Source organism: Caballeronia sp. GAWG1-1 (assembly GCF_023631465.1).
GTDB lineage: Bacteria > Pseudomonadota > Gammaproteobacteria > Burkholderiales > Burkholderiaceae > Caballeronia.
The window spans coordinates 162,255-186,613 of record NZ_JALQDB010000037.1 but is presented as its reverse complement, the minus strand read 5'-3'; the positions used below and the strand labels follow the sequence as shown (position 1 = coordinate 186,613).

Genomic DNA, 24,359 nt, shown 5'->3' with positions numbered 1-24,359 from the left:
CAACGCGCTTTAGCTCACCCCTCGCGCAACATCTCGTCCACGGCGCGGATCGCCAGCACGTATCCTTGCACGCCCAGACCGCAGATCACGCCACGCGCCGCAAGCGAGATCAGCGAGTGCCGATACTGCTCGTCACGCCGATGAATATTCGTCACGTGAACCTCGACGAGCGGCTTCGAAATGAGCTTCACGGCGTCGAGCACGGGTATCGACGAGAATGAAAATCCGGCCGGGTTGATGACCACCGATGCGTCCTTTTCAAACGCTTCTTGCAGCCAGTCGACCATCACGCCTTCATGGTTGGTCTGACGAAAATCGCATTGCAGACCGAGTTCGTCGGCGAGCGCTTCGCAACGCGATTGCACTTGCGCGAGCGTCGTCGTGCCATACAAATGCGGCTCGCGCTTGCCAAGCAAGTTCAGATTGGAGCCGTTCAAAACATAGACGAGAGGTTTCATGTTGTCGATGAGTCAATGAGTGTTCGATTGCATCGGCGCCTGCGTCGTCGCGCCGATCACTTCAGCGGTGGAATCGGTACGGTTCAGGTCGATGCCGAGCGTTTCGGGCGCGGTGAGGATCATCGCGAGCGAGATGACGTTGAAGATCACGCACACCGCCACGACGCCCCACGGCGAACCGTTGCACAGCGCGAAGAGCCAGACCGCGACGACCGGCATCGGGCCGCCCGCGATCAGGTTCGCGCCGGTATAGGCGAGCGCCGAGCCAGAGTAGCGCACGTTGGTCGGAAACGCTTCGGCGAACGCGACCGGTTGTATGCCGCTCTGGAACTGCGTGAAGCCGAGGAAGAAGCCCATCGCGAGGAGCATCGGCAGGAAGCTTTTCGTGTCGAGAATCTGGAAGTAGACGAAAAGCATCAGCAAGGTCGCCGTCGAACCGATTGCCAGCGCCTTCCTTCTTCCGATGCGGTCACTCAGCATGCCGCCCGCCAGCGCGCCCACGATGGCGCAGACATTCGCGCCCATCAGCAGCAAAAAGCCGGTTTGCTTCGGCACGCCGAGCGTCTTCGTCACATAGCTCAGCGAGAACACGACGATCAGATAGAAAATCGCCGCCGGTCCGCAGAAGAAGAGCATCCAGCGCAGCACGGTGCGCCAGTGAAGACGCAGGGCGTCGCGCAAGGGACTGCCGACGTCCGCGACTTCGGTTTTCGACAAGGCGACGAACGCGGGCGTCTCCGCCACGCGCAAGCGGATATACACGCCGACCATCACGAGCACGAAGCTCAAGATGAAGGGAATGCGCCAGCCGTAGGCATCGAAGGACTCGGCCGACATGGCCGATGAAAGCGTAAGCAGCACGCCGTTCGCCATGATCTGCGAGAGCGGCGAGCACAGACCGAGCAGGCCCGAATATTTTCCACGCGCGCTGGGGCTCGCGTGCTCGATTGCCATCAATTGCGCGCCGGTCGATTCGCCGCCGAGCGCAAAGCCTTGCAGGATACGCAGGATCACGAGCAGCGTGGGCGCCCATACGCCGATGCTCGCGTAAGTCGGCAAGAAGCCCATCAGCATGGACGCGAGGCCCATCACGGTGACGGTGCCGAGCATGAGATTGCGGCGGCCGAGCTTGTCGCCGAGATGCCCGCAGATGATCGCGCCGAGCGGCCGCGCCGCGAGCCCGACGCCGAAGGTGGCAAGCGAGGCGAGCAGCGCGGAGGTCGAATCCATCGCGGGGAAAAAGAGCTTGGGCAGCACGGTCGCGGCAAGCGCGCCGTAAAGGGTGAAGTCGAACCATTCCAGCGCCGTGCCAATGGCGGCGGCGGTGACGGCTCGGGTGCGCATCGACTGGTGCGCGGTTTCTTCTAAGTGCGATTGCATCTTGTCTCCTCTTCGGGCGTGTCTCTGTGTACGTTCATTCGCTTACCCGGGAATCGTCGTATCCCGATAAAACGACGTGGCGCACAGATTAACAGCGCCGGGTGGGATATCGTTCCAGTGTGGAATCTCTTCCCGCAATATGCAATCATGCGCAAATCATCGAGTCGAACGATAGGTAAAACCCATGCCCGGCGTCACCGAACGAACGCTTGCCGTCCTCGAATTCCTCGCGACGCAAATGGAAGGCACGCCGCTCGCGATGATCTCCGATCAACTCGAAATTCCACGTAGCGCGTGCCATCGGCTGCTGGTCGATCTCAAGCAGTGCGGCTACGTGCGGCAATTGCGCGAACACGGCGACTACGTGCTCACGACCAAGCTCGTCGGGCTCGGCCTCAGCTATCTTGCAACGTCGGGCATCGTCGATATCGCGCAGAGCATGCTCGACCGGCTCGCGGAAAGCTCGGGCGAACTGGTGCGGCTCGCAATCGTCGATGGCGACCGGCTGACGTGGGTCGCGAAGTCACAAGGCGCGCTCAAGGGCCTGCGCTACGACCCGGACATGGGCATGGACACGGTCTTGTCTTGCAGCGCCACCGGCCACGCCTGGATGATGACCATGAGCGACGAACGCGCGCTCGAACTCGTGACGCGGCAAGGCTTCGGCGCGCCGAAGCAATACGGCCCGCGCGCGCCGACCACGGTGACGGGTTTGCTCGAATTCGTGCACGCCGCCCGCATGCGCGGCTACGCGACCATCTACGAAGTCTTCGCGCCCGGCATGACGGCCATGGCGGCGCCCGTGCAGCGGCGTGGTTATCCGGCTATCGGCGTCATCAGCATCGCCGGGCCGGCCGTGCGGCTCACCGAGAAGCGCATGCCCGCGCTTGGCTCGACGCTGCTTGCTGCCGCCGGCGAACTGGCGGCTGCGAGTCTCGCGTCACCGCTTTTCGGGCGCATTCGATAACGTTCGGTCGCGTTCGGCCGCGTGATGCTGCGGAAAATCCCCACGTTTCATTTGCGGCACATTGCATACAATGAATCCCGTTCACTCCCATAACGGGGCCTCGATGGCTGTCATAAGCGCCGCTTTGCATACAATCACGCCTGATACGTCTCGTCCTGGCGATGACGTCTATCTCGCCATCAAGCGCGCGCTTGCCGGCAACGAGTACGGCGCGGGCCAGTATCTGCGCGAGGAACAACTCGCCAAGCGTTTGGGCGTGAGCCGCACGCCGGTGCGCGAAGCGTTGCGAAGACTCGACGCCGAAGGCTGGGTCGAAACGCGTCCGAACTACGGTGTGCGCGTCAAGGCGTGGACCCTGCAGGACGCGCGCGAAATTTTCGAGTCGCGTCTCTTGATCGAGCCGTATCTCGCGGGGCGCGCCGCACTCAAGATCGAGCCTGCCGATATCGAGCGCCTTCGCACGCTGGCGGACGCCATGCTCGCCATTACGCATCGTCCGTCCACGGCCGAATCGTGCGAGGCATGGTTCACCGCGAACGGCGAATTCCACGCCATCGTCACCGCCGCCGCGAACAACGCGCGGCTCGACCGGTCGCTCAAGTCGATGAAGGAAACGCCGCTCATCAAATGGACCTTCGACGCCTACAGCGACGAAGACCGCGAACGCAGCGCGCGTCAGCACTTCGAGATCGTGCTCGCGCTCGAACAGCGCAATGCGGTGTGGGCGGAAGCCATCACGCGCTGTCACATCATGGCCGCCGAAAAGGCCGTGCTGGACCGCCACGAGCGGGAGCATCTCAGTCCGTAGCGTTGTTGCCCCTTGCACCGTCGATAAAAAACCGTCGCACACGAAAGACATCGGAGACACGACATGCAGCCAAGTACGGTGAACGCCGGTCCGCGTCTGGACCGCCTGCCCATTTCCGGGTTCCACAAGCGCGTGCTCTGGCTGATCGGCGCGGGCATGTTCCTCGATTCCTTCGATATCTATCTCGCGGGCGGCGTACTCGGCGCGCTCTCGAAGACCGGCTGGTCGTCCATGCATCTGAACGCGGCGTTTTTATCGTCGACGTTCATCGGCATGTTGCTCGGCGCGTTCACCGCGGGCGTGCTCGGCGACGCCAAGGGCCGCAAGTTCACGTATCAGTTCAATCTCGCGGTCTTCGGGCTCGCGTCGATTGCGGGCGCGTTTGCCCCGAACATGACCTGGCTCATCGTCTGCCGGTTTTTCATGGGCCTGGGACTTGGCGCGGAGATCGTCGTCGGTTATGGATCGGTCGGCGAATTCATGCCACCCGCCGTGCGCGGCAAATGGTCGGCGTATCTGTCGCTCATCACCAATTCGGCGCTGTTCTTTTCGACCTTCCTCGGCTATTTGATCATTCCGACCATCGGTTGGCGCGCCATGTTCGCTATCGTCGGCGTGGGCGCGATGATCGTCTGGGTCATCCGCAAGAAGATGCCCGAGTCGCCGCGCTGGCTCGAATCGAAAGGCCGTTACGACGAGGCCGAAGCAATCCTGCGCGCCGCCGAGGAAGAGTCGGCGCGCGTGCGTCCCTTGCCGCCGATTGCCGACCTACCGCGCGCCATCACCAAGAAAACCACGCTCATCGAGCTGTTTTCGGGCGCACTGATTCGCCGCACGTTCGTGTCGATCGTCGTGCAGGTCGCGGTGAACATGGTGATCTACGGCTTCATCGTGTGGGTGCCCACGTTCCTGATGAAGCAAGGCATCGGCATGGCTTCGTCGCTCGGATACACCACGCTGATGTCGCTCGGCGGCCCGGCGGGCGCGCTCGTCGGCGTGCTGATCGCGGACAGGATCGGCCGCAAGAACGGTTTGATCGCGGTGGCCGCCCTCGCTGCGGTCATCGGCTGGTTGTACAGCCATTCGACCAGTGTCGAGATGGCGACGCTTCTCGGCTTCATCCTCTTCACGCTGACGTATCTCATGGTCGCGCTCGGCATTGCCACGTATATCCCCGAACTCTTCGCGACCGAAAACCGCATGCGCGCAAATGGCATAGCCGGATGCGCGGGCCGCATCACCGGCATTTTCGCGCCGCAGCTCGTCGTCGTGATGTACGCGACGGGCGGCATCAAGGACGTGTTGTCGATGATCATCGGCGCGTGCGTGGTGATGGCCGTCGTGCTCGCGGTATTCGGCATCGAAACGAACAAGCGCTCGCTCGAAGAGATCGCGCCGACGCTCGATACGGACGCCGACGCCGCGCTGGCGTTATCGCGCGAATCGCATCATTGACTCTGCAACGTCGAACTTCACACAAGGACACGCTATGAACACCACCAGTCAGGCTAAACGGCAGGCATTGAAGGCACGTTTCGCGCAGAAGGAAATCGTGACGGCGCCCGGCATCTTCGACATGATCTCCGCGAAGATGGCCGATTCAATGGGCTTCGATTGTCTCTACATGACGGGCTTCGGCACGGTCGCGTCCTATCTGGGCTTGCCCGATGCGGGACTCGCGACCTACACGGACATGGTGAATCGCGTCGCGGCGTTTTGCGGCGGCACGAACACGCCGATGATCTGCGATGGCGACACCGGCTACGGCGGCTTGCTGAACGTCGCGCATACGGTGCGCGGTTACGAACAGGCGGGCGCGGCGGGCATTCAGCTCGAAGATCAGGAATTCCCGAAAAAGTGCGGCCACACGCCGGGACGCCGCGTGATTCCGCTCGAAGACATGGTGCGCAAGATCAAGGTGGCCGTCGAGAGCCGTACCGATGACGGGTTTCACATCATCGCGCGCACGGATGCGCGTACGTCGCTCGGACTCGACGAAGCGTTGCGCCGTGGCGAAGCCTATGCGAAGGCAGGCGCCGATGTATTGTTCATCGAGTCGCCGGAAAGCGTGGAGGAGCTGGAAAAGATCGGCCGCGCCTTCGATATGCCCTTGCTCGTGAACGTAGTGGAAGGCGGACGCACGCCGCAACTCGCGCCCGATGAATTGCAGAAGCTCGGCTTCTCGCTGGCGATTTATCCGGCGTCCGGCTTCCTCACGGTCGCGAAGGCTCTCAAGGATGTGTACGGCCAGATCCTCGCGAAGAAGAGCACCGAAGGCGCGAAGGACGCGATGTATCCGTTCTCGGACATGTGCGAGTTGATGGGCTTCGCGCAAGTGTGGGCGTTCGATCGCGAGCACGCGGATTGATTCGTCCGCGCACTCGAACGCGTCATGCGCCTCATGCGCGCGGCTTGAAGATGCCGTTGAGCTTGTCGCCGGGCGCGGCATCCGCGAAGCCGTCGAAGCGCCCTTCCACGAGGCCTTCCGCGGCGCGCATGACGCCGCCCCAGGCCGCGCGTGCCAGCGCGCCGCCGACGCTCACGCGCCGTACGCCCAGCGCGGCGACATCGGCGAGCGTGAATTCGGATGCCGAGCCAATCAGCAGATTGACGGGCTTCGGCGCGACGGCCGCAACCACCGCCGCAATCTGCTCGCGCGTCTTGATGCCGGGCGCGTAGAGGCAATCGGCGCCGGCTTCGGCGTAGGCCTTCAGACGCGCGATGGCATCGTCGAGGTCCGGTTTGCCCGCGAAAAAATTCTCGGCGCGGCCAATCAGCAACGTGTCGCCGCCGTTCTCGTCGATGGCGCGGCGTGCGGCCTTCATGCGCTCCACCGCGACATCGATGGCGAACAAGGGCGCGGATTCATCGCCGGTGGAATCTTCGATCGATAGTCCCGCCACGCCGGTCGCTATCGCCAGCTTCACGCTCGCTGCAATCTCTTGCGGCGTCTTGCCAAAGCCGCTTTCGAAGTCCGCGTTGACGGGAAGGTCGGTGGCATCGACCAGTTCCTTCAGATGCGCGAGAACGGCGTCGCGCTCGACCGTGTTGTCGGCGTGACCCTTGGACCAGGCGAAGCCGGAACTCGTCGTTGCGATAGCCTTGAAGCCCAGTGTTTCGAGGTATCGCGCGCTGCCGATGTCCCATGGATTGGGCAAGACGAAGCAGCCGGAATCATGAAGTGCGCGGAAGGCCGAGCGTTTTTCGGCGACGGTGCGAGGCATGAGCGTGTCTCACTGGGTTGGTCGCCCATGATCTTGCGGTTGGGGATGAAGCGCAAGGGCAAGGCCCAAGCAATGCGCTCGCTTCTTGCGCAACCGCTACGCGATCTGGCCTTCGGCCGAACCGCCCGCGGCTCTGACGGCGAGCGCGTCGCCGACATCTTCCATATCGGCCAGCGAATCGCTCGCATCCGCCAGGCCGAGATTGCGCCGCCAACTCGCCGGCGGCGTGCCGAACTCGCGCTTGAACGCGCGATTGAACGCCGCCTCGGATTCATAACCCACTTGCTCGGCGACGGCCGCAAGCGAGCTGGTCCCGTTGCGCAATTCCTGCGCGGCAATCTGCAGACGCCAGCGCGCAAGATATTGCATAGGCGGCTGGCCGAGCAGTTGCGTGAAGCGCTGCGCCAGCGCGGAACGCGAGAGGCCTGCCTTGCGCGCGAGTTCATCGACGGTCCAGCCGTGTGCCGGCTGCGCGTGCAGCAACGCGAGCGCGCGTCCCACGAAACGATCGCTCACGCCCGCGAGCCAGCCTTTGCGATCGTCCGGCAATGCGTCGATGCAGCGCCGCACCGCTTCCACGAAAAGCAGTTCCGACAATCGCGCCAGCACGATCGCGCTGCCGACGCGACATTCGGCGGCCTCGACAGCCGCGAGTTTGAGCGATGTTTCGAGCCACGCCGATTGCGGGTCGTTGCGCATGTCGACTTTGAACAGGCGCGGCAGTGCCGCGAGCACGGGATTGGTCAGGGTATCGTCGCAAGCGAGAAAGCCGCAGATCAGGCGCGTGTGCGCGCCGCCTCCGCCATAACTCAGCTTCATCACTTCGCCCGGCGACGTTTCCAGATACTTCGAAAGCATGGCGCTTGCCGACGCGGGCGTGAGTTCGAGCGAACTGCCCATCAGATGCGCTTCGCCTTGAGGCACGACAAGCAATTCACCCGCGCTCACGTGAATGGCGGAAGCGGGGTCGCCTGTAAGCGAGGCCCAGCAACTGCCTTCCGTGATGAGGTGATACGAGACGATGCGCTCGGTGCGCGGCAAAAACGTCGCGCACAAGTCGGGCGTGGCGTGGCCGAAGACGCACCAGGGCGCTGTGAATTCGCCATTTAGATAAACCGCCCCGCCGAGACGCACGAGGCGAAGCACGTCGGAAAGCGCATCCATGTAGGCGCCCATCAGTTTCGGCGTCCTGCGCAAAATATCTGGACGCGTGGTCATTCCATAAGCCGGCTCGCGTGCTGATACTAGCACTCATGCGACCTTGCAACAACGAACGCGAAACGGTTCGTCGGACGAGACGCGCATCCACGAAACAGGAGGACGGCATGAGTCAGGCAGAGGAATATCGCGGTCAATGTTTTTGCGGTGCAGTGCAATTCACGGTACATGGAAAACCAGAAGGCATGGGCTACTGCCATTGCGCGTCGTGCCGAAGCTGGTCGGCAAGCCCGCTCAACGCCTTCACGCTCTGGCAGCCCGAGGCATTGGAAGTGACGCGCGGCGCGGATGATATCGGCACTTACAACAAGACCGAGAACAGCTATCGCAAATGGTGCAGGAACTGCGGCGGTCATCTCTTCACGGAACATCCGGGGCTCGGGCTCGTCGATGTCTTCGCCGCCAACCTGACGGACTTTCCCTACGAAGCGGGCGTGCACGTCAATTACGCCGAAACGGTGTTGCGCATGAAAGACGGCTTGCCCAAACTGAAGGACTTTCCAGCCGAATTGGGCGGCTCGGGCGTGAGCGTGGCCGAATGATCGCCGGATTGCCCGTTGCCGCGCGGGCAGTCTCGATTGCGATATCGCGGCGCCATCGGAACAGCAGCACATCATGCATGTCGCATCGCTGCCCTTGCCTTTTCAGGAGTTCGTCATGACCGCAGCCGATCCCGCTTTCTCGCCCGCCGCCGACCTCGCCGCCGTCAAGGTTCGTCAACAAGCCGCCTGGTCGACGGGCAACTACGCCGTCGTCGGCACCACGCTGCAGATCGTCGGCGAGAATCTTTGCGAAGCGCTCGACTTGCGCGCGGGCAGCCGCGTGCTCGACGTCGCCGCCGGCAACGGCAACGCGACCCTCGCCGCCGCGCGCCGCTGGTGCGATGTCACGTCGACCGATTACGTCGCCGCGCTGCTCGATGCAGGCCGCGCCCGCGCCACGGCTGAAGGGCTCGTCGTGCAGTTTCAGGAAGCGGACGCGGAAGCGCTGCCCTACGCCGACGCATCGTTCGATATCGTGATGTCCACGTTCGGCGTAATGTTCACGCCCGATCAAGCCAAGGCGGCCCGCGAACTTGCGCGCGTGTGCAAACCAGGCGGCAAGATCGGGCTCGCGAACTGGACGCCGGAGAGTTTCATCGGACAAGTGTTCAAGACGATCGGCAAATACATTGCGCCGCCAGCCGGCGTGATGTCGCCTGCACTCTGGGGCACGAAGGCGCGGCTCGACGCGCTGTTCGACGGCAGCGCGCAGGAAATCGTCGCGACGAGTCGTGATTTCACGTTTCGGTATCGCTCGGCCGCGCATTTCATGGACGTGTTCCGCACATATTACGGGCCCATGAACAAGGCTATCGGCGCACTCGAAGGCGAGCGTCAGGCGGCGTTTCTAGGTGAGATGATGGCGCTGATCGAGAGCCGCAATCGTTCGGGCGACGCGACGCTCGTGCTGCCAAGCGAGTATCTCGAAGTCGTGGTGACGCGGCTGTGAAAGGCTCGAAACGCCGCCGGCTTTTCGACTGCGGCTCGCGCCTGTGGTCGTCCGTCTGCCTGTTCGGCCTTCGATACGGCCCCGTGCTTTTGGCGCTGCCGCTCTGCTCGTCGGTATGTTTCTTCGGATGGCGGTTCGCGTTGTCGACTTTAGGGCTGGGTGTTTAGGCCGGTTTCGCCACGCTCGCGTGCGCGGCGAAACCGGTGCGGTCATCGTGTGTTATTCCGTCAGGTGCTACCCTGCGAGGCGCGAATGCCGCAAAGGGCCCGATATCCATGAGACAGGCGATCACCATCAGAACCGTTGCGAGCGCGCTCTTGCTGCTGCTCGCTTCGCTTCACGCGTTCGCTCAATCCTCGCGTCCGTCTGATGCGCAGATGCTCGGCATTCTGCTCGTTGCGAATCAGGCCGAGATTGCGACCGGTCAGCTTGCGTTGCGCCGGACGCAATCGCGCAGCGTGCAGAGCTTCGCGAGCCGGATGGTCTCGGAACACGGACAGGTCTATCAGGAAGGCTTGGCGCTGTTGCAAAGACTCGGCGCAGAGGCGCAGCCAAGCGGCGTAAGCGACGACCTGACACGACAAACGCGCGATGACCTGCAAACCCTCGACAACGCCGATGCCCGCGATTTCGACCTTACTTATCTGAACCGCGAAGTCTTCTTCCTGCAACAGCTCGTGAAGTTAGTGGATGGCTTCATCCGTTCGACTACAAGCGCCGATCTCAAGACGTTGCTCGTGCGCTCGCGTCCGTCCTTCATTCTGCAACTGGATCAGGCGCACAGGCTGCAACTGGCGCTCGATCGTCCGGGCTTTTCGCATTGACAAAAAAACGCGGCGGCCCGGAAAGGCCACCGCGTTCGTCGAACAACGCTTTGCAGCGATTACTTCAGGTCGAAGCGGTCTGCATTCATCACCTTCGTCCACGCCGCCACGAAGTCGCGCACGAACTTCTCCTTGCCGTCTTCGCTTGCATAGACTTCGGCGAGCGCGCGCAGTTGCGCATGCGAACCGAAGATCAGGTCGACGCGCGTTCCCGTCCACTTCACCGCGCCGGTCTTGCGATCGGCGCCTTCGAACGCGTCACGCGCTTCCGTGATCGGCGTCCACTCCGTTTCCATATCAAGCAAGTTGCGGAAGAAGTCGTTGGTCAGCGTCTCCGGCTTGTCCGTGAACACGCCGTGCGTCTCGGTCCCGGCGCGCACGTTCAAGACGCGCAAGCCACCGACGAGCGCGGTCATTTCAGGCGCGGTCAGGTTCAGCAACTGCGCCTTGTCGATCAGCAACGCTTCCGCCGGCACGCCGTACTTCTGCTTGAGATAGTTGCGAAAGCCATCGGCGGCGGGTTCGAGCATGCCGACCGATTCCAGGTCCGTCTGATCCTGCGACGCATCCATGCGGCCCGGCTTGAACGGCACGCTCACCTTGTGCCCCGCCTTGTCCGCGGCCTGCTCGATACCCACGCCGCCCGCAAGCACGATCAGATCGGCAATCGACACTTTCTTGCCGCCCGACTGCGCGCCGTTGAACTCGCCCTGAATGCCTTCGAGCGCCTTCAGCACCTTCGCCAGTTGCGCCGGCTGATTGACTGCCCAGTCTTTTTGCGGCGCGAGACGAATACGCGCACCGTTCGCGCCGCCGCGCTTGTCCGAGCCACGGAACGTCGAAGCCGATGCCCACGCGGTCGTCACCAGTTCCCCGACCGATAGCCCTGCGGACGCGATTTTCTGCTTCAACGCGGCCACATCCTGCTCGTCGATCACGGGATGATCGAGCGCGGGAATCGGGTCCTGCCAGACGAACTCTTCCTGCGGCACTTCCGGCCCGAGATAGCGCGCACGCGGTCCCATGTCGCGGTGCGTGAGCTTGAACCACGCCTGCGCGAAGGCATCGGCGAACTCTTGCGGGTTGTCCTTGAAGCGGCGCGAGATCTTCTCGTAAGCCGGATCGAAGCGCAGCGACAAGTCCGTGGTCAGCATGGTCGGCCGCAGCTTCTTCGACGCATCGTGCGCGTGCGGAATGGTCTCCGCCGAATCTTTGGCGATCCACTGATTCGCGCCCGCCGGGCTCTTGGTGAGTTCCCATTCGTGGCCGAAAAGGTTCTCGAAGAAGCCGTTGCCCCATTGCGTCGGCGTCGAGGTCCAGGTGACTTCGAGACCGCTCGTGATGGTGTCCGCGCCACGGCCCGTGCCGAACGTGCTGTTCCAGCCGAGGCCCATGGTTTCAAGTTCGGCGCCTTCCGGCTCCGCGCCCACGTTATCCGACGGACCCGCGCCGTGCGTCTTTCCGAAGGTGTGGCCACCCGCGATCAGCGCGACGGTTTCTTCGTCGTTCATGGCCATGCGGCCGAAGGTATCGCGAATATCGTGCGCTGCCGCAAGCGGATCGGGGTTGCCATCCGGGCCTTCCGGGTTGACGTAGATCAGGCCCATCTGCACCGCGCCAAGCGGATTTTCCAGGTCGCGCCCGCCATCCGTGCGGCTCTGTTCGATGCCGTGCATTTGCGCATCGGCGGTGATCACGCCTTCATCGTCGTCCTTGCCGGCCGCCCCCTTGCCGTAGCGGACATCGCCGCCGAGCCAGGTTTTTTCGTTGCCCCAGTAGACGTCCTGGTCCGGCTCCCACGTATCTTCGCGACCGCCCGCGAAACCGAGCGTCTTGAAGCCCATGGTTTCGAGCGCGACGTTGCCGGTGAGAATCAGCAGGTCAGCCCACGAGATTTTCTGACCGTATTTCTGCTTGATCGGCCAAAGAAGGCGTCGTGCCTTGTCGAGACTGACATTGTCCGGCCAGCTATTGAGCGGCGCGAAACGTTGCTGACCGCGCCCGCCGCCTCCGCGTCCATCGCCGGTGCGATACGTGCCCGCGCTATGCCATGCCATGCGGATGAAAAGCGGACCGTAGTGGCCGAAGTCGGCGGGCCACCACTCCTGCGAGTCGGTCATGAGCGCGGCGAGATCTTGCTTGACTGCCGCGAGATCGAGACTCTTGAAAGCTTCCGCGTAATTGAAGTTGCTGTCGAGCGGATTGGACTTGTTCGAATGCTGACTGAGCAGGTCCACGCGCAACTGTTTTGGCCACCAGTCACGGTTCGTCGTGCCACCGCCAGCGGTGTGATTGAACGGACACTTCGATTCGTTTGACATGCGTTACCTCCTTGGGGGACTTGCCTCTGCTTGCTTGTTTTACATGGCGCCGACGCGTGGTCCCGTGTGGACGAAGAAAGCGCCGGCTGTGTCGATGGGTCCGACCTTGGATTCAGGTTGCCGCCGATCATTCGTTGGCGTCGCGCGTCTGACATGGTGCGGCGCACAAGCATCGTGTCGATGACAGCCGGCGGCATCCAACAATATATGTGAGAGCCGTCGGCAGATGAAATGCATTTGTGGCAATGCCGCCGATAGAACGCCCCTATAAGAATAGCGAGGCTCGCGAGAATTTGCAGGTGGAGTGTGAGCGACGGTCCGACGCCCTGGCGTTACGTCAAGTCGTCCATTCGGGAAATAGGCAGCAAGTCGGCGATGTTGGACCATTTGACAACACACTGAGGCGTTGTCAAAATGTCCAACACCAAAGCGGTTTTGATTGAGGATCGCCGTAGCGCCATCACTGCGAGCGGGTTTGCCGAAACGGTCATCTGGCGGCTTCCGCATCCTGTACCGGGATGCCGGCACCTTTACAAGTATCGTCTTGCTTACGTGATTTCCGGCCAGTGCGTGCTGCGTTACGACAACGAGCGAGATAAGGGCGACCATCGCCATTTCGTAGGTAACGAAACGCCCTACATGTTCTCCACGATCGAAAGACTGCTTGCCGACTTTCAAGCGGATGTGAATATATGGAATAGATGGAGGTCAAGATGAAGAAAACTGCGACGATCGGAATCTCCTCGCTCGATGAAGTCACCGAGCAGATTCTCGCGGCAGTGAAAAACGGCAAACCGCTCCACGGCCGCAACTTCTCCTACGCCACGCCCGAGCTCCTCTTTCGCACCTTCACCACGCCGCGCTGGCGCATCATTCGCGTGATGACGGGCGCGGGGCCGATGTCCATCCGCGAGCTCGCCCGCCGGCTCGAGCGCGATGTGAAGGGCGTGCATCGCGATGTACAAGCGCTTTTGCAAGCCGGCCTCTTGGAAAACGATGCGAACGGCGCGATTGTCTTTCCCTACGACACCGTGCACGTGAATTTCAAACTGAAGGCGGCCGATTTATCGCCGTTGACGAGCGAGCGCGAGTCGGCAGCCGCGCCTGTTGTCGAAGATCGCGCGGCCTTGCCTCAACGTACGCCGAGTACGCCCCGTACGCCACGCACATCACCCGCACCACGCGTATCACGCAAGCGCGCCGCAAGCGCACGACCGGCGGGTAATCGCTAGCCACCTAACTCCAGTCGTCCATGTCGTGCTTGATGCTGTGCCGATTTGCAATGAGCGTCTCAACGCTGGGCTCGTTATTCATCGCACGCTGAATGGCGAGCTTGGTCGCTTCGTAATTCGTGCGATACATGTCTTTCTTGTCGAGGTTCGCGTCGGTGGCGCAGCGCGGGTCGATCCACACGAGGCTGATGATGCACAGATCGTTGGCCTGATCCTTCGGCAAGATGCCTTCGATCAAACAATCGACCACCGCGTCCGCCGTCGCGGATTGCACCACGCCGCCGAACAGGTCGATATTCGCCATGTCCTTGAGCGTGACCTTCGGGACGATGATCGTCGCGGGACGCACCAACTGGTTGCACGCGCGGATGGCGAACATGGCGGTATGCCCTTTCGACTGTGCCATCATGTTGGCGAAGGCGTGACCGACCGGCCCATCCACGCGGCCGATCAGGATTTCGGGCATTGCATCGGTGGCTTGTCCGGGGGCGGCAAAAACGGTGGCCTCGCCGGCGCGAAACGTCAGGTCCAGACTCATGGTGTCTCCTTGCAGGGCTCGAAGTGGTCTAAGGAGAACAGCCAATGCAAGGACGATGCCAGAACAGATCCGGAGCCCGAGGCGCTTTATCGATCGACGATCACGCGCTGGCTGTACCAAAACAGTAACCGCTCAGCGTGACACTCTGTCCATCTCGCGACAAGCGCGACCTGCTCAGAACGTCGACAACGTCAACGTGTTCTGCACGGACTTCACGCCCGGCACGCCTTCCGCGATATGCGTCGCCAGGTCGACCTGCGACGTCTCCGGCACCCATCCTTCCAGCACTACGGCGCCGTTATTCGCTCGCACGGTGATGCCGCTCGCGCGCAAGCCTTTCGCTTTCTCGAGCGCATTGAGCACTCGCCGCACGAGCGCGCGGTCCGCAGCTTTCGACGATGACGCCGCCGCGCCCGTTACCGCCGAAGCCACTGTCACGCTTGCGGGCGACGCAAATTTCGCGGCGCCGCCCTGCGCGAACGCACACACCGATGCCATGCCGACACATGCAAGCGCCGATGCGGTCGCGCGCACTCCAATTCGAATCAGAACCATAACCACCTCTCATGTGAAAACCAGCGCTTACTCAGAACCGATGCGTCATGCCCGCCGCGACCAGCGTTTCCGTTGCATTGAGCCCGTTCGGCGAGATGCCCGGCCAGCCAGCCGTCGACGTGCCGTTGTTCTTGAGAAAGCCCGCGCGCCCGTAGAACGCCGTGCGCTTGGAAATGCTGTGATCGAAGCCCGCTTGCACGAGCCACGCGTTGTCGTGCACGCCACGCGCGACGCGCTGCATGGCCGCGATCTCGATGGTGTCGGCGGGCGTTGCCTGGATCGTCGCGCCTGCTTCCATCGTGCTGAACGGATGCCCGGCATTCAGACGCGCGGCAAGCGAACCCGCGGGCGTATCCTTCGGGCGGTGATAGGCGTAGTTGAACTGGAAGTTCACCGGCCCGACGCGATAGGCAAGCGCCCCCGTGAAGTGCTCCGTGCCGAGCGTCGGCAGCGTGGCGGGCAGGCCCGGCATGGTCTTCGAACCCGGATGCTGATTCTGGTAAGCGACGCCCGCGTAGAGGCCATGGCCCGTATAACTCGCGGCGATGTCGAGCATGTTGCCGGTAGTCAGCGGGTACGGCTGCGCGACACTCGCCGCGAGCGCGTACATGCCCCGCAGCTCGACACCTCCCATGTTCTGGGTCTTGTAGACGATGGCGTTGCTCGAACGCCCGCCAGCCGTTTGCGTGGCGAGCGTATTGCGATCGACAGTCGTCGAGGCGGCGGCGAGCGGCGAGAGCGCTTCGTTGGCACGGAACGGGTCCGACGGATAGAGCAGCCAGAAGGTCGGCTGGTACTGACGCCCGACTTGCAGCGAACCGTACTTTTCGTGCGTCAGGGCAACCCAGGCCTGTCGATAAAACATGGCGGACGAGTCCACCTGCGACGTGCCGTTGTTGACGTTGAAGCCGCCTTCGAGCGTGAATACCGCCTTCAATCCGCCGCCCAGATCTTCGCTGCCTTTGAAGCCGAGCAGCGAGGCGCTATTGCCGCCGCTTCTGAGCGACCACGATTGCTGCCCGCCATTGGCGAGAAACTGGAAAAACGTGTCCGCCACGCCATACAACGTGACGCTGGACTGCGCGGCCGCGCTTCCTGCTGTCAGCCCAAGTATGGCGGCGCATAGCCCTTTGCTGCTGAAGCGCATGCATGTCTCCTGGTTATATCCTGCCCATTCGCGGCGAAACATCGCGATCGGGCGATGACCGCCATTGCAGCCACGTCATCGCCCTTCGCAGCCAGTGTTGCAGCGGCGCGCGGCAAGGCGACCCCCCTTGCAGGGTGGGGGATGGGATAACCCCGATTATTCAGCATGTCTTATTATCGAGATGCATCGCGATTTGAGCGCAACGCGCGATTCCGCTATCCTGTTGCAACCGTTACCAAAACGCCCCGCCGATGCTCACCCTCGACTCCCGCGACACCGCCATGCTGCAGGGCGCTTTCGGCGCCGGCCCCGCGCTTGCCATGCGCATCGTCGCTGCGACGGCGCGTGTCATGGACGCCAGCGCGCTCATCGACGTCACCTGCGCGCATATCGACGGCTGTCTGTATCACGGCGCGGCGAGTCTCGACTTCGTGGAACGTTTCGTCGCGAGCGGCGCGAAAATCGCGGTGCCGACCACGCTCAATGTCGGCTCGCTCGATCTGATTCACCCGGAGCTGTATCGCGGAGATTCGGCAACGGCCAACGCGGCGAAGCGCCTGATGAACGCGCATCTCGAACTCGGCTGCGAGGCGAGCTTCACGTGCGCGCCGTATCAGTTGAAGCATCGGCCGCGGCTCGGCGATCAGATCGCGTGGGCGGAATCGAATGCCATCGTGTTCGCCAATTCCGTGCTCGGCGCGCGCACCAGCCGTTACGGCGACTTTCTGGATCTCGCGGCGGCCATTACCGGCCGCGTGCCGCATGCGGGCTTGCATGTCACAGAGAATCGCGCGGCGCGGGTGGTGATCGAAGCGCCGGACTTGAACGCGTCGTCACATCGCGACGCCGACTTCGCCACGCTCGGTTTCCTGCTGGGCGGCGAAGCGGGCGCCACGGTCGCGGCCATCACCGGTTTGCCCGGCGACACCAGCGAAGACGAACTCAAGGCGCTCGGCGCGGCGGCGGCATCGAGCGGTTCGGTGGCGCTTTTTCATGCGGTCGGCATCACGCCCGAAGCGCCGACGCTCGATGCCGCGCTGCAAGGCCGCAGGCCCGAACGGACCGTCCGCGTGAGCGCCGCCGATCTCGCCGCCATCCGCCGCCGCTGGAATCAGGCCCGACCCGGCGCTCCGCTCGCCGCCGTGAGCCTCGGCACGCCGCATTTTTCCGTCGATGAATTCCGCGCGCTCTCGTTGCTCTTCGACCGCTACAAAGGTGCCATGCGTTGCGGCTTCTACGTGAATACGAGCCGCTACGTGCTCTGGCAACTGGAAGACGACGGCACGGCGGAGCGGCTGGCCGCGCGCGGCGTGCAGATCGTCGTGGACACCTGCACGTACATCACGCCGGTAATGAAGCAGATCACCGGTCTCGTCATGACCAATTCGGGCAAGTGGGCGCATTACGCGCCCGCGAATATCGGCGTGACGGTGGCCTTTGGCAGCATGAACGAATGCGTACGCTCGGCGTTCGAAGGAAAGGTGTGTATCGATGAAGCCAACTGATTCCTTGAGCGCCACCGTGCTCGTTCCGGGCCGGGCGCGTGGCCTTTCCATAGCCCTTGCGCCGCTCAGTTTCTGGGGCGGCTACGACGCAGAGCGCGGCGTCATCGTCGACAAGACGCATGCGGGTTGCGGCCGAAGTCTCGCCGCGCGCGTGCTGGTCATGCCGCGTGCGCGCGGGTCGAGTTCAAGCAGCAGCGTGCTTGCCGAGGCCTTGCGCAATGGCATGGGGCCGTGCGGCATCGTGCTTGGCGAGCGCGATCTGATTCTGTCCATTGGCGCGATCACGGCCAACGAGCTGTACGGGCTGAACGTGCCCGTCGTCATGGTCGATGAACCCGCGCTCGCCACGCTAGGCAAAGGCGAATTCATGCTCGAGATCGACGCACCGGATCACGAAGACCCAACGCGCGAGGCATGCATTCGCGTCACCGCGCCATGATCGCCTCGACCACCGCGACAATCTGCTGCGCCGCGATCTTCACATGCTGTTCGAGCAGCTTCGCGCCGAGTTTCGCATCGCGCTTGCGGCATGCGGCGACCATCGCCATGTGCTCGTCGTGCGACTGCTGACGGATCGGCACCTGCTTCACCTGAAACCGGAAATAGCGGTCGCTGCGGTCGTGCAGCACGCGCAACATCTGCAGCGTGATATCGCGGTGCGCAGGCACGTAGAGCGTTTCGTGAAAGCGCCAGTTGAGTTGCCCCCACATGCCGGATTCCGCGCCGTCCATCTCCGTGACGAGATTTTCGGCCCGGGCAATTTCGCCTTCGGTGATATGCGGAATGGCTTGGGAAAACAGCCACGGCTCCAGACGCAAGCGAATCTCGAACGTCTCCTGCACTTCCTCGATCGACAACTCCGCCACGTACGCGCCTTTGTGCGGCACGTTCGTCAAAAGGCCCTCACCCGTCAGACGCGTGATCGCTTCGCGAATCGGCACGCGGCTCACGCCGAGCTCATCCGCGAGCGCTTCCTGCCGCAGCGCTTCTCCGGGCGCGAGATCGCCGCTCAGAATACGCTGCCGGATAGCGGTCGTGACGAGTTCGACCGTGGTCGTGCGCACGATCTTGCGGGTGGCGTCGCTCGCGGCGGCGGGTCTTGATTTCGGCGCGGCCAATGGCATGGCGTGGGTCTTCTTGGTTTCTGCTGCGGACATTCGGCGCGGGAATCGTAGCACGCGGCCTAGAGCAGCTTCTCGCGCACCCACGCGCCGTTTTTCATCACGCCGGAGATGCGCTCGCCTTGCCCCGTCAAGACGCGAATGTCCTTGAGCGGATCGCCGTCGACGACGAGCAAATCCGCATACGCGCCCGCCGCGATCACGCCGAGCTTGCCCTGCATGTTGAGGATGTCCGCGCCCACGGCAGTGGCCTGGCGAATGGCTTCGAACGAGCCGACGATATCCGCGCGTATCGACAGTTCGTCGCTCTGATACTCGTGCATCTCGCCCAACAGATCCGTGCCGAGGCCCATTTTCACGCCGCGCTCGTGCAGCAGTTCGAGCGCCTTCAACCCTTGCACGCGCACCGCTTCGTTCTTTTCGAGCGACAAGGCCGAAATGCCGATCTGCGCGCCGACGCGGTTCATCGCGTCATAGACGACGAGCGTCGGCACCGCGAACGCGCCGTGTTCGGCCATGACATCGGCGGCTTCTTCATCGATGAGATTGCCGTGCTCGATGGTCCGCACTCCGAGCTTCACCACGCGCGCGATGGCTTTCGGCGTGTACGCATGCGCCATCACGTAGGTCTGATGCGACGCGGCTTCCTCGACGGCGGCCTTCACTTCATCGACGGAGAATTGCAGATTGCCGATAGGGTCCGTCGGCGACGCCACGCCACCCGACGCCATGATCTTGATGTGATGCGCCCCGGCGCGCATCTCTTCGCGCACGGCCTTGCGCATGGCATCGACGCCATCGACCACGCGGCCGATCGCGCCCAGGTTGCGGCTGCAGCCGCACGGGTCCGGGTCGGAGTTGTCGAAACGCTCGCGGAAGTCTCCATGACCGCCGGTTTGCGACAGCGCCTTGCCCGCGACGAACAAGCGCGGTCCCGCGATCACGTCTTCCTCGATTGCACGCGACAACGCGTAATCCGCGCCGCCCGCGTCGCGCACGGAGGTGAAGCCGCGATTCAACATGCCCGCGAGAATGGGCACGGCGCGCAGCACGGCGAACGTGTTCGGCAAACGGCTGTTGTTGCCGAGATGCGCGACCGATGCAATGACATGCACATGGCAATCGATCAGGCCGGGCATCAACGTCTTGCCGCCGACATCGATCACTTGCGCGCCGCTCGCCTCTACCGGCTCGCGCGTGACTTCGCGGATGGTGTCGCCATCGATCACGACGGAATAGCGGCCGTCGTCGCGTTCGTGCTCGGCGTCCAGCACGCGTGCGTTCTTAAGAATCAGCATGACGTTATGCTCCTTTTCACTTCAGCAGGAATCCGTGGGCCAGGGGATCGCGGTCATCGACGAAGAGAGTGTTGTGGCCCGTGATGCGCGCCCAGCCTTCGATGGTCGGCACGATCGCGTCGTACTCGCCGACTCGCGCGGCCGATACCGGCACGCCTTCGAACAGCGTCCCGATGATGCTTTCATGCACGAAACGCTCGCCTATCTTCAAGCGCCCTTTCGCGACGAGTTGCGCCATGCGTGCCGAGGTTCCGGTGCCGCACGGCGAACGGTCGATGGCCTTGTCGCCATAGAACACCGCGTTGCGCGCGCTCGCGCCTTCGACTGTCGGCGCACCGGTCCACATGACGTGGCTGAGGCCACGAATCTGCTCGCTTTCCGGGTGCACGAAGCTGTACTTCTCGTTGGCCTTCTGCCGCAGCAGCGGGCTCAAGCGCTGAATGTCCGATGGCTTGAGCGCGTGCAGACCTTCGAAATTGCGCTGCGGCTCGACGATCGCATAAAAATTGCCGCCATAAGCGACATCGAAACGAATCTCGCCTAAGCCTTCCACTTCGATGGAGAGGTCCTGCGAATGCAGATACGAAGGCACGTTGACGAGTTGCACCGAATCCACGTGTTCGCCGTTGACGCGATAACGCGCGATGACTACGCCCGCTGGCGTATCGAGCCGCAAAACGCCCGGCTCGCGCGGCCGCACGAGACCGTTTTCGATCGCCGTCGTCACCGTGCCGATGGTGCCGTGTCCGCACATCGGCAGACAGCCGCTGACTTCGATGAAGAGAATCGCGAGATCGCAGTCGTCGCGCGTCGGCGGATAGAGAATGCTGCCGGACATGACTTCGTGGCCGCGCGGCTCGAACATGAGCGCGGTGCGAATCCAGTCGAACTCGCGCAGAAAATGCGCGCGCCGCTCGATCATGTTCGCGCCGGCAAGCGGCGGCGCGCCGCCCGCGACGACGCGCACGGGGTTGCCGCAAGTATGACCGTCGATACAGAAGAACGTGGACTTCACATTAGTGCTCCGTTCATTGAGCGAGCGCACGCACGTTGGCGAGCGCCTTCTCGACGATCGCGATGGTGCGCTGCCGCTCCTCGCCTTCGAGCACGAGACGCGGCGCCTTCACGTATTCCGGATAACCCGCCGTGATGTTTTCGGCGAGCTTGATGTATTGCACGAGCTTCACGTGCGTGTCCAGATGAAACAGGTCGATCAATGCCCGATACAGCGCACGCGCCTTGTCGTATTCGCCATTCACGGCGAGCTTGAGCAGTTCGACGGATTCGCGCGGCACCGCGTTGGCCATGCCCGATACCCAGCCCTTGACGCCGAGCGCGACCGATTCCAGCACGAGATCGTCCACGCCGCAGAACACGGTGAAGCGGTCGCCGAAGCGCGCATAGAGATCGGTGACGCGAGTCGTATCGTAGGTTTCTTCCTTGATCGCGACGACGTTGGCTTCGTCCTTCAGTTGTTCGAGCAAGTCGGGCCGCATGTCCACGCCATAACCGCGCGGATTGTTGTAGATCATGAGGCCGAGCTTCGTCGAGCGCGCAATCGACCGATAGTATTCGACGGTTTCTCTATCGTCCGAGCGATAAGTGAGGCCCGGAAACACCATCAGGCCCTGCACGCCGATGGCTTCCGCATCCTTTGCGAACTGCATGGCGTTGGCCGTGTTCAGTTCGGCGAGACCGGAGATCACGGGCACGCGGCCGTTCACCGTTTCGACCGCGAGCTTGAGCACCGTGCGCTTTTCCTCGGGCGTGAGTTGCGCGTTCTCGCCGACCATGCCCATCATCACGACGCCGCCCACGCCGTTGTCGAGCAGACGATTCAGCCCGCTCACGATGGCGTCCTGATCGAGCGCGCCGGTAGCGGTGAGTTTGGTCGTGACCGCGGGGAAAACGCCTTGCCAGTTGACTTGCATCTCTTCTCTCCTGTCGTTTGGTCAGTGCTGAAAACGTGCGATGGAATAAGGTTCGAGGGGCACGCGCGGCATGCGCTCGCCGAGCACATCGGCGACGAGCGCGGCCGTGGTCGCCGATTGCGTCAGGCCGAGATGGCCGTGTCCGAACGCATAGACCACGGACGGCGCGCGTGGCGAGACGCCGATTACCGGCAGCGAATCCGGCGTGGACGGGCGATGCCCCATCCAGTTGACCGCGTCCGTTTCGTCGATGTCGGGCAGAAAGCGCCGGCCGAGCGCGAGCAACGCCTCGCTGCGCCGATAGTTCGGCGGCGCGGCGAGCCCCGCGAATTCCGCCGCCCCGCCGATGCGCAAACCGATATCCAGCGGCGTCGCGACGAACTTGCGTTCCGCGAAGATCACTTCGCGCGACAACGCAATGCCGTGCCTGGGCAGCGTCGCGTTATAGCCACGTTCGCTGTCGAGCAACACGCGGTCGCCGACAGACTTCGCAAGCGTCGCCGACCACGCGCCCGCCGCCACGACGATGCGGCGGCCGAAGACGCGGGAGCCGTCGTCGAGCAGAACGCCGTCGGCGGGTTCGAGCGCGCGCGCGACGCCGGTCACGAAGCGCGCCCCCAACGCCATCACGCGTTCGCGCAGCAAGGTCACGAGCCGGCGCGGATCGCCGATATGCGACCAGTCGTCGAGAAACACGCCATGCCGGAACACCGGCGCAAGCGCTGGCTCGGCGGCGCGTACTTCGTCCTGATTCAGCGTATGCCAGCGCACGCCGAGTTCGCGCTTGAGCGCCCATTCGGGCTGATCGGCAGCGAAGGCCGCATCGGTCTCATAGACGGTAAGCGCGCCGCGTCGATACAGCATCGCGGTGGCGCCGATATCGTCGAACATCGGCAAGATGTCTTCGTATACGCGATTGTTGAGCCGCGAAAGCGCACGCGAGATGGCGTCGAACCGCGCGGGTTCCGCCGCGCGCCGAAACGCCATGAACCACGGCAGCGCGCTTGGCACGTGTTTCCAGTCGAGCGCGAGGGGCCCGAGCGGGTCCATTAGCCACTTGGCCGCTTGCGTGAACATGCCGTGCACGGCAATCGGCGTGTTCTCCGACACGGCGATACCGCCCGCGTTGCCGTGCGACGTGCGGTCGCCTTCGAAGTCGCGATCGATCAACGTCACGCTCGCGCCTTCGCAGAGCAGCGCCCACGCGCACGACAACCCAACGACGCCCGCGCCGACCACGATCACATCCGCTATTTCCTGCCGCGGCTGGCTCATGGCTTCGCGCGCGATTTGATGAGCTTGTCGTCGACGGCTTCGAGCCACGTGTCCGACAACGTGAAGCCCGTCTGATAGCGGTCGGTCGGATCCACGCCCACTTGCGATATCGCGCTGATCCACGCCTGTCCCGCGACCACGGGCACGACTGCGGGCACATCGCCGAGTTGCGTCAGCGAATCGATACGGCTTTCGAAGCGCGAGCCGATGATCGATTCATGCACGAAGCGCTCGCCCGCTTCGATCAGCCCTTTCGCGTGCATCACCGCGAGCCGCGCCGATGTGCCGGTGCCGCATGGCGAGCGGTCGCAGCGTCCGGGAGAGACGATCACGGTATTGCGCGAGGTCAGGACGCCGTTTTCGCGCCGCAAGGGCATGACGAATTCGGTCTGCGTGATGCCCTTGATGTTCGGGTTCAGCGGATGCGGCGACGGCAATTGCTCGGCCGCGGCGGCCTTGATCGTTTGCCCGAGCTCGCATAGTTGGCGCGCTTCGTCGGGCGTGATGGCAAAGCCGAGCTTTTGCGCATCGACGATGACATAGGTCATGCCGCCGTAGCCGACATCGACTGTCAGCGTGCCGACGCCTTCGACCTCGATCGTCTTGTCCAGATGGTTCGCGAAGGCCGGTTGATTGGTGAACTCGACTTGCGTCACCTTGCCGTTTTCGCAGCGGCAGCGCACGTGAATGAGACCGGCGGGCGCTTCGAGCACGAGTTCGGTGACGGGCTCGGTCATCGGCAGGATGCCGGTTTCGAGCAGCACGGTGGCCACGCAGATCGTGTTGGAACCGGACATCGCCGGATATTCGGTCGATTCCGCGATCACGTAGCCCATCTGCGCGCGCGGATCGGTCGACGGCAATAGAAAGTTCACGCTCTGGTTGGCCGAACCGCGCGGCTCGAAGATGCAGATGCGGCGCAGGTCGTCGCGCACTTCTTCGAGATGCATCATCTTGTCGAACATGGTGGCGCCGGGCACGTCGAAGACGCCGCCCGTCACCACGTTGCCCACTTCGCCTTCGGCGTGGCAATTGACTACCGTGAGAGTTCTGCTCCAGCGCATGC

Annotated in this window: 25 protein-coding genes; 11 read left to right on the top strand and 14 right to left on the bottom strand. The window is 63.2% G+C overall.

Annotated elements, in window-relative coordinates; translation table 11 throughout:
- Window positions 1–14 precede the first annotated feature (14 nt).
- Both NCT03_RS25990 and NCT03_RS25985 read right to left on the bottom strand, forming a co-directional pair.
- A complete protein-coding gene (locus tag NCT03_RS25990; RefSeq protein WP_244830991.1) occupies window positions 15–458 on the bottom strand; it encodes a type II 3-dehydroquinate dehydratase in 444 nt (147 codons plus the stop codon).
- A gap of 12 nt (window positions 459–470) precedes the next feature.
- Entirely contained in the window at window positions 471–1,838 is a 1,368-nt protein-coding gene (locus NCT03_RS25985) for an MFS transporter (RefSeq protein WP_250494443.1), read from the bottom strand.
- Window positions 1,839–2,022: 184 nt separating this feature from the next.
- Between NCT03_RS25985 and NCT03_RS25980 the strand changes: the two genes are divergently transcribed.
- The 4 genes from NCT03_RS25980 to NCT03_RS25965 all read left to right on the top strand — a co-directional run bounded on the left by NCT03_RS25980 (window position 2,023) and on the right by NCT03_RS25965 (window position 5,981).
- Complete coding sequence (locus NCT03_RS25980; protein WP_250494442.1) at window positions 2,023–2,805, top strand: IclR family transcriptional regulator; 783 nt, start codon at window positions 2,023–2,025, stop codon at window positions 2,803–2,805.
- A 103-nt stretch (window positions 2,806–2,908) separates the two neighbouring features.
- Complete coding sequence (locus NCT03_RS25975) at window positions 2,909–3,613, top strand: GntR family transcriptional regulator (protein ID WP_250494441.1); 705 nt, start codon at window positions 2,909–2,911, stop codon at window positions 3,611–3,613.
- Between the two features lie 63 nt (window positions 3,614–3,676).
- The gene (locus NCT03_RS25970) at window positions 3,677–5,068 is read left to right on the top strand and encodes an MFS transporter (RefSeq protein ID WP_250494440.1); all 1,392 of its coding nucleotides are present in this window, start codon (window positions 3,677–3,679) and stop codon (window positions 5,066–5,068) included.
- Between the two features lie 34 nt (window positions 5,069–5,102).
- Window positions 5,103–5,981, top strand: a complete 879-nt coding sequence (locus tag NCT03_RS25965; RefSeq protein WP_250494439.1) for an isocitrate lyase/PEP mutase family protein — start codon at window positions 5,103–5,105, stop codon at window positions 5,979–5,981.
- 31 nt (window positions 5,982–6,012) lie between these two features.
- Here the strand turns inward: NCT03_RS25965 and NCT03_RS25960 are convergent, their stop codons facing one another.
- Together NCT03_RS25960 and NCT03_RS25955 are read right to left on the bottom strand one after the other, a co-directional pair.
- Entirely contained in the window at window positions 6,013–6,837 is an 825-nt protein-coding gene (locus NCT03_RS25960) for an isocitrate lyase/PEP mutase family protein (RefSeq protein ID WP_250494438.1), read from the bottom strand.
- Window positions 6,838–6,933: 96 nt separating this feature from the next.
- Entirely contained in the window at window positions 6,934–8,001 is a 1,068-nt protein-coding gene (locus tag NCT03_RS25955) for an AraC family transcriptional regulator (protein WP_250469503.1), read from the bottom strand.
- A 161-nt stretch (window positions 8,002–8,162) separates the two neighbouring features.
- Between NCT03_RS25955 and NCT03_RS25950 the strand changes: the two genes are divergently transcribed.
- From NCT03_RS25950 to NCT03_RS25940, 3 genes are all read left to right on the top strand, one after another.
- Window positions 8,163–8,597 carry a GFA family protein gene (locus NCT03_RS25950; protein ID WP_250469130.1) on the top strand — a complete coding sequence of 145 codons (435 nt, stop codon included), beginning with the start codon at window positions 8,163–8,165 and terminating at the stop codon, window positions 8,595–8,597.
- 115 nt (window positions 8,598–8,712) lie between these two features.
- Complete coding sequence (locus tag NCT03_RS25945) at window positions 8,713–9,546, top strand: class I SAM-dependent methyltransferase (RefSeq protein ID WP_250494678.1); 834 nt, start codon at window positions 8,713–8,715, stop codon at window positions 9,544–9,546.
- 275 nt (window positions 9,547–9,821) lie between these two features.
- A complete protein-coding gene (locus tag NCT03_RS25940; RefSeq protein WP_250494437.1) occupies window positions 9,822–10,370 on the top strand; it encodes a DUF4142 domain-containing protein in 549 nt (182 codons plus the stop codon).
- A 59-nt stretch (window positions 10,371–10,429) separates the two neighbouring features.
- Here the strand turns inward: NCT03_RS25940 and katG are convergent, their stop codons facing one another.
- Window positions 10,430–12,691: a catalase/peroxidase HPI gene (gene katG / locus NCT03_RS25935; RefSeq protein WP_250469126.1), complete on the bottom strand. Its 2,262-nt coding sequence runs from the start codon at window positions 12,689–12,691 to the stop codon at window positions 10,430–10,432.
- Window positions 12,692–13,105: 414 nt separating this feature from the next.
- Between katG and NCT03_RS25930 the strand changes: the two genes are divergently transcribed.
- Both NCT03_RS25930 and NCT03_RS25925 read left to right on the top strand, forming a co-directional pair.
- The gene (locus tag NCT03_RS25930) at window positions 13,106–13,408 is read left to right on the top strand and encodes a toxin-antitoxin system TumE family protein (protein ID WP_250494436.1); all 303 of its coding nucleotides are present in this window, start codon (window positions 13,106–13,108) and stop codon (window positions 13,406–13,408) included.
- A complete protein-coding gene (locus NCT03_RS25925; RefSeq protein WP_250494435.1) occupies window positions 13,405–13,923 on the top strand; it encodes an HVO_A0114 family putative DNA-binding protein in 519 nt (172 codons plus the stop codon). The genes NCT03_RS25930 and NCT03_RS25925 overlap by 4 nt, the downstream gene beginning before the upstream one ends.
- A gap of 4 nt (window positions 13,924–13,927) precedes the next feature.
- Here NCT03_RS25925 and fae read toward each other — a convergent pair whose 3' ends face one another.
- The 3 genes from fae to NCT03_RS25910 all read right to left on the bottom strand — a co-directional run bounded on the left by fae (window position 13,928) and on the right by NCT03_RS25910 (window position 16,163).
- Window positions 13,928–14,461 carry a formaldehyde-activating enzyme gene (gene fae, locus NCT03_RS25920; RefSeq protein ID WP_244829773.1) on the bottom strand — a complete coding sequence of 178 codons (534 nt, stop codon included), beginning with the start codon at window positions 14,459–14,461 and terminating at the stop codon, window positions 13,928–13,930.
- A 174-nt stretch (window positions 14,462–14,635) separates the two neighbouring features.
- Window positions 14,636–15,016 carry a BON domain-containing protein gene (locus NCT03_RS25915; protein WP_250494434.1) on the bottom strand — a complete coding sequence of 127 codons (381 nt, stop codon included), beginning with the start codon at window positions 15,014–15,016 and terminating at the stop codon, window positions 14,636–14,638.
- A 31-nt stretch (window positions 15,017–15,047) separates the two neighbouring features.
- Window positions 15,048–16,163 (bottom strand): porin, encoded by a 1,116-nt coding sequence (locus tag NCT03_RS25910; protein WP_250469118.1) that lies wholly within the window; start codon window positions 16,161–16,163, stop codon window positions 15,048–15,050.
- Between the two features lie 251 nt (window positions 16,164–16,414).
- Here NCT03_RS25910 and NCT03_RS25905 point away from each other — a divergent pair, with 251 nt between their 5' ends.
- Both NCT03_RS25905 and NCT03_RS25900 read left to right on the top strand, forming a co-directional pair.
- A complete protein-coding gene (locus NCT03_RS25905; protein ID WP_250494433.1) occupies window positions 16,415–17,668 on the top strand; it encodes an aconitase X in 1,254 nt (417 codons plus the stop codon).
- Complete coding sequence (locus NCT03_RS25900; protein ID WP_250469115.1) at window positions 17,655–18,107, top strand: aconitase X swivel domain-containing protein; 453 nt, start codon at window positions 17,655–17,657, stop codon at window positions 18,105–18,107. The genes NCT03_RS25905 and NCT03_RS25900 overlap by 14 nt, the downstream gene beginning before the upstream one ends.
- Here NCT03_RS25900 and NCT03_RS25895 read toward each other — a convergent pair.
- The 6 genes from NCT03_RS25895 to NCT03_RS25870 are packed head-to-tail and all read right to left on the bottom strand — an operon-like array spanning window position 18,094 to window position 24,357.
- Window positions 18,094–18,792, bottom strand: coding sequence for a GntR family transcriptional regulator (locus NCT03_RS25895; protein WP_244831019.1), 699 nt, complete (start codon window positions 18,790–18,792; stop codon window positions 18,094–18,096). The two genes, NCT03_RS25900 and NCT03_RS25895, sit on opposite strands and share 14 nt — an antisense overlap.
- Before the next feature lie 59 nt (window positions 18,793–18,851).
- Complete coding sequence (locus tag NCT03_RS25890; RefSeq protein ID WP_250494432.1) at window positions 18,852–20,087, bottom strand: metal-dependent hydrolase family protein; 1,236 nt, start codon at window positions 20,085–20,087, stop codon at window positions 18,852–18,854.
- 16 nt (window positions 20,088–20,103) lie between these two features.
- Entirely contained in the window at window positions 20,104–21,102 is a 999-nt protein-coding gene (locus NCT03_RS25885) for a 4-hydroxyproline epimerase (protein WP_250494431.1), read from the bottom strand.
- Window positions 21,103–21,115: 13 nt separating this feature from the next.
- Window positions 21,116–22,018, bottom strand: a complete 903-nt coding sequence (locus tag NCT03_RS25880) for a dihydrodipicolinate synthase family protein (RefSeq protein ID WP_250469109.1) — start codon at window positions 22,016–22,018, stop codon at window positions 21,116–21,118.
- A 21-nt stretch (window positions 22,019–22,039) separates the two neighbouring features.
- On the bottom strand, window positions 22,040–23,293 hold the full coding sequence (locus tag NCT03_RS25875) for an NAD(P)/FAD-dependent oxidoreductase (RefSeq protein ID WP_250469107.1): 1,254 nt from the start codon (window positions 23,291–23,293) through the stop codon (window positions 22,040–22,042).
- The gene (locus NCT03_RS25870) at window positions 23,290–24,357 is read right to left on the bottom strand and encodes a proline racemase family protein (RefSeq protein WP_250494430.1); all 1,068 of its coding nucleotides are present in this window, start codon (window positions 24,355–24,357) and stop codon (window positions 23,290–23,292) included. Before NCT03_RS25870 ends, NCT03_RS25875 begins: the two co-directional genes overlap by 4 nt.
- Window positions 24,358–24,359: the final 2 nt, after the last annotated feature.